Source organism: Subtercola sp. RTI3 (genome assembly GCF_035018625.1).
In the GTDB taxonomy this organism is placed as follows: Bacteria; Actinomycetota; Actinomycetes; order Actinomycetales; family Microbacteriaceae; genus Subtercola; species Subtercola vilae.
Genome location: NZ_JASJXO010000055.1, coordinates 20,976 through 27,700 on the forward strand (window position 1 = coordinate 20,976; position 6,725 = coordinate 27,700).

Consider the following 6,725-nt stretch of genomic DNA (forward strand, 5'->3'; position numbering starts at 1 on the left):
CATGCTATGGCGGGTTGGGCGAGTTCGTCAGAGCGCCGCGACAACCGCATCGACCGCGGCTTCGCTGCGGTCACCACTCTTGCGATCCCACACCTCGACCACGCCGTCGGCCACACCACGGCCGACGATGACGATCTTCGGCACGCCGATGAGTTCGGCGTCGCCGAATTTGACGCCGGGCGACACCTTCGGGCGGTCGTCGAACAGCACCTCGTTGCCCGCTGCCTCGAGGTCGAGCACGATCTGCTCGGCAGCGGCGTAGACGGTCTCGTCGCGACCGGTGGCGACGACGTAGACGTCGAACGGCGCAACCGCAGCCGGCCAGATGAGGCCCTTGTCGTCGTTGTTGAGCTCGGCGATGATGGCCAGGATGCGCGTGACCCCGATGCCGTACGAGCCCATCGTCACGGTGACCAGCTTGCCGTTCTCGTCGAGCACCTTGAGCCCGAGTGCTTCGGCGTACTTGCGGCCGAGCTGGAACACGTGGCCGATCTCCATGCCACGCGCCGTCTCGATGGGGCCCGAGCCGTCGGGCGCAGGGTCGCCGTCTTTCACATTCGCGGCCTCGACCCAGCCATCGCCCACGAAGTCGCGGCCGGCAACCAGCCCGAACACGTGCTTCTCGTGCAGATTGGCACCGGTGATCCACTCGGTACCGTCGACCACGCGCGGGTCGAGCAGGTACCGGATGCCCGTGCTGCCCTTCTCGCCCAGAACAGCTGCGCCGCCCTCAGACCACGGGCCGATGTAGCCCTTGACGAGGCCCGGGTGCAGTGCGAAGTCGTCTTCGTTCGCGGCTTCGACCTCGGCCGGTTGAAACGCCACCTCGGCACGCTTGAGGTCGACATCGCGGTCGCCCGGCATACCGACGACCACCAGTTCGCGGGTGCCGTCGAGCTGCGTCACCGCGAGAACGACGTTCTTGAGCGTGTCGCCGGCGACCCAGGCCCGACCGTCGTCGCGCGGCTGCTCGGCGTTGGCGAGGTCGACAAGGGTCTGGATGGTCGGGGTGTGCGGTGAGTCGAACACCGTTGCCGCCGGTAGACCCTCACTGGGCCGCGCGTCGGGCACCAGCGTCGTGAACGCTTCGACGTTGGCTGCATAACCGCCCGCCGAGCGTACGAAGGTGTCTTCGCCGACGGGCGTGGGGTGCAGGAATTCTTCGCTCTTCGAGCCGCCCATGGCGCCTGCGTCGGCCTTCACGATGACGTATTCGAGACCGAGACGCGTGAAGATGCGCTCGTACGCGTCGCGCTGCGCCTGGTACGACGCATCGAGCCCCGCGTCGGTGTAGTCGAACGAGTAAGCGTCTTTCATGGTGAACTCGCGGCCGCGCAGAAGCCCGGCACGGGGACGCGCCTCGTCACGGTATTTGTCTTGGATCTGGTAGATCGACAGGGGCAGGTCTTTGTACGAGCTGTAGAGGTCTTTCACCAGCAGAGTGAAGACTTCTTCGTGCGTGGGGGCCAACACGTAGCCCACACCACGGCGGTCGTTCAGACGGAACATGCCGTCGCCGTAGTCGACGTACCGACCGGTCACCTCGTAGGGCTCTTTCGGCAGCAGCGCCGGAAAGTGCACCTCGTGGGCGCCGGCGTTCGTCATCTCGTCGCGAACGATGGCCTCGATCTTGCTCTTCACGCGGAGCCCCAGCGGAAGCCACGCGAAGATGCCCGGCGCCTGGCGACGGATGTAGCCGGCGCGCACGAGCAGACGATGGCTGGTCACCTCGGCATCGGAGGGGTCTTCGCGGAGGGTCTTCAGAAAATAGTTTGTGAGGCGTGTTGGCACCCCGACAGTCTATTGCTCGCTCACTGGGCCGACGGATGCCTCGGGGGCCTGTGACACGCCCGGCTCCGCAGGCGCAGCCGGAGTGGCCGCAGGCGCAGCTCCCGGCACGGGAATGGGCGCGACCGCACCGTAACCGGCCGCGACCACGGGGGCGCCCACAACCGCACCGCGACGCCGGCGACGGCGAGCGGCCAGCACGAGCAGCAACACGACCACGAGAATCACGACGAGAAGCGCGACCCCGCCGAGCACGAAGATGAGCAGCCAGGGCGTGGTGTCCTCCTGCGGGAAGGCGGCGATCGCCTTCGTCTGGTACTGCTGGGCGATGGCATTGCTCGGGTCTCGCGAGACGACGGTGCCGAGGTCGGCCGCCGCGTCGTGGTAGCGGCCGGAGAAGTACTCGTTCAGGCCCTTACGGTAGAGCGTGTCGACGTCGGAGAGCGTGTTCTTCACTCCGCTGCGGGTGAGCAGCGCGGTGATGGTCTCGGGGGCAGCGGCGAAGTTGAGCTGCTGCGTGTCGTTCGAGGGCCCGAAGCTCACCGTGCCGAGTACGTCGCCCTGCCCGTTGACCACGGGCCCGCCACTCATGCCCGGGCTCATGGCGACCCCGATCTGAGTGAACGGACCGCCGGCGGTCTGCTGCCGACCGCTTACCAGCCCCTGCGCGAAGGTGGGCTGCGGGTTGCCGCTGACCAAGCCGCTCACGTTGCCGGGGTACCCGACGGCGTCGACCTTCTGGCCCGTGGAGGGCTGGTTCGGGGAGACGAGCAGTACGGGCAGGGGCGAGGGCGTGTCGATCTTGAACAGTGCCACGTCGCCCTGGCTGATGGGCCGGTCGTCTTGGAGTACGGCCGGGTAGCCTGCCGCGGTGTCGCCCGTAATGGTGATGGCCGGGTAGACCTTCATCGCCAGCACCGGCGCCGCACCCGACTGCTGCCCCTCGACAGGCCAGTTCGACTCAGCGCCGCCGGCGAGGTAACCCTGGGCGTCGTCAGACGTGATGTCGCCATTCGTCACCTCGTTGGAGAGAAACTGGTCGACGAGCGCCGTCTTACCCTCTGCCACGTCGGCGCAGTGGCCCGCCGTCACGATGTAACCGTCAGAGCTCGCCACGAAACCGCTGCAGCTGAACGAGGCATCGACCGCGTCAGACCAGGCTGTACCGCCGTCGGGCGTCGGGTAGTTGACGAAGCCAGACCAGGTGCCGCTGAGGTACACGGTTCCGGCTTCGACGACGGCCGCCACCTGCTCTTGCGGCAGATCGCTCGAGACGTCGGCGAACGCGGCGGCTGGGGCGAGCATCGACCCAGCCACCATTGCCGTGGCGGCGGTGAGAACGAAAGAGGAACTAAAACGTGACATGAACAACCTCCAGTAGTGCAACGGCGATGCAGCCACATTACCAAGGATTGCTCACTACCGAGCATTTATCGTTTGTCGGCAACCTCGTCGAGCACAACATCGTCGGTGAGCTGATTGCGTCTGTCGGCCGGCGTCTCGAGAACGTCGAGGCTCCGCCCATCGCCGTCGTGCGTCACGACGAACCGCGGAGAGTCATGCAGATGAACGGCGACACGCAGGTGCTGGTGCCTGATCATCCAGACCAGCCCCACAATTGCACCGGCAAAACCGGCCACCGCGGCCACCGCGATGGCCCAGCGCGGGCCGAACGAGTCGGCGATGAGGCCCACGATCGGGGCGCCGATGGGCGTGCCGCCCATGAAGATGGCCATGTACAGCGCCATAACGCGCCCACGGAATTCGGGTGCCGTGGTCATCTGCACTGTGCCGTTCGCGGTTGTCATCAGTGTTTGGGCGGCGAAACCGAGCAACACCAGAGTGAGCGCGAAGGTGAGGTATGAGGGCGCCAGGGCTCCGAGCAGACAGGCCACACCGAACAGGGCAGACGAGGCGAAGATGAGCCGCATGCGCGGCGTCTCGCGCCGGGCGGAGAGCAGGGCGCCCGCCACCGAGCCGACGGCCAGCACGGAGGAGAGCAACCCGAACGCCGTGGAGTCGAGATGGAAGGTGACGGTGGTCATCGTCGACGTGAAGATCTGAAAATTGAGACCGAATGTGCCAATGATGGCGATGATCACCATCACGATGATGATGTCGGGCCGCTTCGAAACATACCGAAAACCACCGAGCAACTGGCCCGGGCCACCACGCGGTTTGGCTGCTCTTCGAAGGTTCTCGCGGCGCATCCGTGTGAGCGAGAAGAGAACCGCACCGAAACTGGCCGCATTGATCAGAAACACCCAGCCCGAACCGACCACGGCGATGAGAACACCGGCCAGCGCCGGACCGATCATGCGGGCCGCGTTGAACGAGGCCGAGTTCAGGGCAACGGCGTTCGAGAGGTTCTTGTCAGAGACGAGGTTCGACACGAACGACTGGCGGGCGGGCGCATCGAAGGCCGAGGTGATGCCGAGCAGCAGCGCAAAGATGTACACCTGCCAGAGTTGAGCCGCCCCGGTGAGCACGATCAGCCCGAGCCCGAGGCCCAGGATGCCCATGATGCCCTGCGTGGCCATGAGCAGTTTGCGGCGGTCGACCCGGTCGGCGACGAGCCCCGTGAAGGGCACGAGCAGCAGCTGCGGGCCCAGCTGCAGCGCCATCACCGCACCGACCGCGACCGCGTTGTTGTTCGTGAGGTGGGTGAGCACGAGCCAGTCCTGAGCGGTGCGCTGCATCCAGGTACCCACGTTCGACACGATGGCGCCACCGAACCAGACGCGATAGTTGTAGTCGCTGAGCGACCGGAACATCGCGCTCAACTGTCGGCGATCTGCCGCAGGATGATCGCCGCACGTTCGAGCGTGACGCGGTCGTCTGTCGAGAGTTCAGCGAGGCGCTGGTAGAGCCAGGCGTCGCGGCGGCGACGGGTCTCGCGAACGAGTGCGGCCCCGCTCTCGGTGACCGAGATGAAGACCTTGCGGCCGTCGTCGGCCGAGGGCGCACGGTCAGCGTACCCCGCTTCGACGAGGGCATTGATCGTGCGGTTCATCGAGGGCGGCGTGACACGCTCGAAGGCAGCGAGGGTGCCGGGCGTACTGGGGCCGCGGTTGTACACGTAGCCGAGAATGGCCGACTGCGAGTCGCTGAGCTCGTCGTCGGCCTTCTCGGCGCGCAGCCGGCGGGAGACCCGCAGGATGGCCGGCCGAAGTTCGGCCGAGAGCTCACCGGGAGAAGATGCTTCAGACATCTAATTAGCCTAACTCATTAGATTGGCTAATTACCTCCCTATAACAGAGTCGTCCAGCGCGTGGAGACACCCTGGCTCAGCCGCGAGCGAATGAGCCGAGTACGGCCGAAGCCACACCGATTCAGGCGGAAGCTGTTCAGACCGTGATGACCTGCGGGCTGCCGAGCTCGCCCGGCGGCATCTCGGCCGCGAGGCGGTTGGCCTCTTCGATGAGCGTGCGCACGATGTCGGCTTCGGGAACCGTCTTGATGACCTCGCCGCGAACGAAGATCTGGCCCTTGCCGTTGCCGGAGGCGACACCGAGGTCGGCCTCGCGGGCCTCACCTGGGCCGTTCACGACGCAGCCCATGACGGCGACGCGCAGCGGCACGGTCATGCCCTCGAGCCCGTCGGTCACGTCATTCGCCAACTTGTACACGTCGACCTGGGCCCGCCCACACGACGGGCACGACACGATCTCGAGTTTGCGTTCGCGGAGGTTCAGCGACTGCAGAATCTGCAGCCCCACCTTGACCTCCTGCGCGGGAGGCGCCGACAGCGACACGCGGATGGTGTCGCCGATGCCCTCGGAGAGCAGAATGCCGAATGCGGTGGCCGACTTGATGGTGCCCTGAAACTCGGGGCCCGCCTCGGTGACACCGAGGTGCAGGGGCCAGTCGCCCCGCGCGGCGAGCAGACGGTACGCCTTCACCATGATGACGGGGTCGTTGTGCTTCACCGAGATCTTGAAGTCGTGAAAGTCGTGCTCCTCGAAGAGGCTGGCCTCCCACACGGCACTCTCGACGAGTGCCTCGGGGGTTGCCTTGCCATACTTCTGCATGATGCTGGGCTCGAGCGAGCCCGCGTTCACGCCGATGCGGATGCTCACGCCCGCAGCCTTCGCGGCCGCCGCGATCTTGCCCACCTGGTCGTCGAACTTGCGGATGTTGCCCGGGTTCACCCGAACTGCGGCGCACCCCGCGTCGATGGCAGCGAACACATAGTTCGGCTGGAAGTGGATGTCGGCGATCACCGGAATCTGGCTCTTCTTCGCGATGATCGGCAGCGCCTCGGCATCGTCGCGGCTGGGTACGGCGACCCGCACGATGTCGCAGCCAGAAGCGGTGAGCTCGGCGATCTGCTGCAGCGTCGCGTTGATGTTCGTGGTCGGTGTTGTACACATCGACTGCACGCTCACGGGGGCATCACCGCCCACCAGAACCTTGCCGACTTTGATCTGACGAGACTTACGACGGGGGCTCAGAGTCTCGACGACTTTGGGCATACCCAGATTGATTGCGGCCACATGACGAGCTTACTCTCGGCTCGCCTCCGCACTGCCCCGCCCACCGATTAAGGCAGGCCGGGCAGAGCAGACAGTGAGCAAACGTTCAGCTGCCGTTCGGTGTCGGGTCAACGGGCCGGTTCGCCCGCAGCACTTCGAGTCGTGCGCGGTACTCCACCTCGTCGATGTCGCCCACGGCGAACCGCCCGGCCAGCGTCTTCTCGGCATCGGCCGCGGGGTTGACCGCCGCGCTCGGCGCAGCCCACCCCGCGGGCTCGCCGCCTGCCCAGGCGTGGGGGCCACCTGATCCGCCCCATCCAGGGCGCGCCCACCGCGGATGCCCGAACCCGCCCTGCCCCAGAGCGCCACCGTTCGCCGCCCAGAACCGTCTCCGCCGTCTCGCCGCGAGAGAGAAGACCATCACGAACACCCCCACCCAGAACCTGTCTCTTATACACATCT

General features: G+C 66.3%; 6 protein-coding genes. All 6 read right to left on the bottom strand.

What is annotated here, in order from left to right; genetic code table 11:
* Positions 1 to 27 precede the first annotated feature (27 nt).
* Entirely contained in the window at positions 28 to 1,791 is a 1,764-nt protein-coding gene (locus QN358_RS15910; protein ID WP_136643455.1) for a proline--tRNA ligase, read from the bottom strand.
* 9 nt (positions 1,792 to 1,800) lie between these two features.
* Positions 1,801 to 3,153 (bottom strand): S1 family peptidase, encoded by a 1,353-nt coding sequence (locus tag QN358_RS15915; protein WP_136643456.1) that lies wholly within the window; start codon positions 3,151 to 3,153, stop codon positions 1,801 to 1,803.
* A 65-nt stretch (positions 3,154 to 3,218) separates the two neighbouring features.
* Entirely contained in the window at positions 3,219 to 4,562 is a 1,344-nt protein-coding gene (locus tag QN358_RS15920) for an MFS transporter (RefSeq protein WP_136643457.1), read from the bottom strand.
* Between the two features lie 5 nt (positions 4,563 to 4,567).
* A complete protein-coding gene (locus tag QN358_RS15925; protein ID WP_136643458.1) occupies positions 4,568 to 4,999 on the bottom strand; it encodes a MarR family winged helix-turn-helix transcriptional regulator in 432 nt (143 codons plus the stop codon).
* Positions 5,000 to 5,135: 136 nt separating this feature from the next.
* Positions 5,136 to 6,284, bottom strand: a complete 1,149-nt coding sequence (ispG, locus tag QN358_RS15930; protein WP_201799361.1) for a flavodoxin-dependent (E)-4-hydroxy-3-methylbut-2-enyl-diphosphate synthase — start codon at positions 6,282 to 6,284, stop codon at positions 5,136 to 5,138.
* 85 nt (positions 6,285 to 6,369) lie between these two features.
* A partial coding sequence (locus tag QN358_RS15935) for a hypothetical protein (protein WP_323512938.1) occupies positions 6,370 to 6,725 on the bottom strand: 356 nt, incomplete at its 5' end.

Coding starts and splice junctions, on each gene's coding strand:
- QN358_RS15915 (WP_136643456.1), bottom strand. CDS start 3,153: ATGTCACGTTTTAGTTCCTCTTTCGTTCTCACCGCCGCCACGGCAATG.
- QN358_RS15925 (WP_136643458.1), bottom strand. CDS start 4,999: ATGTCTGAAGCATCTTCTCCCGGTGAGCTCTCGGCCGAACTTCGGCCG.
- QN358_RS15920 (WP_136643457.1), bottom strand. CDS start 4,562: ATGTTCCGGTCGCTCAGCGACTACAACTATCGCGTCTGGTTCGGTGGC.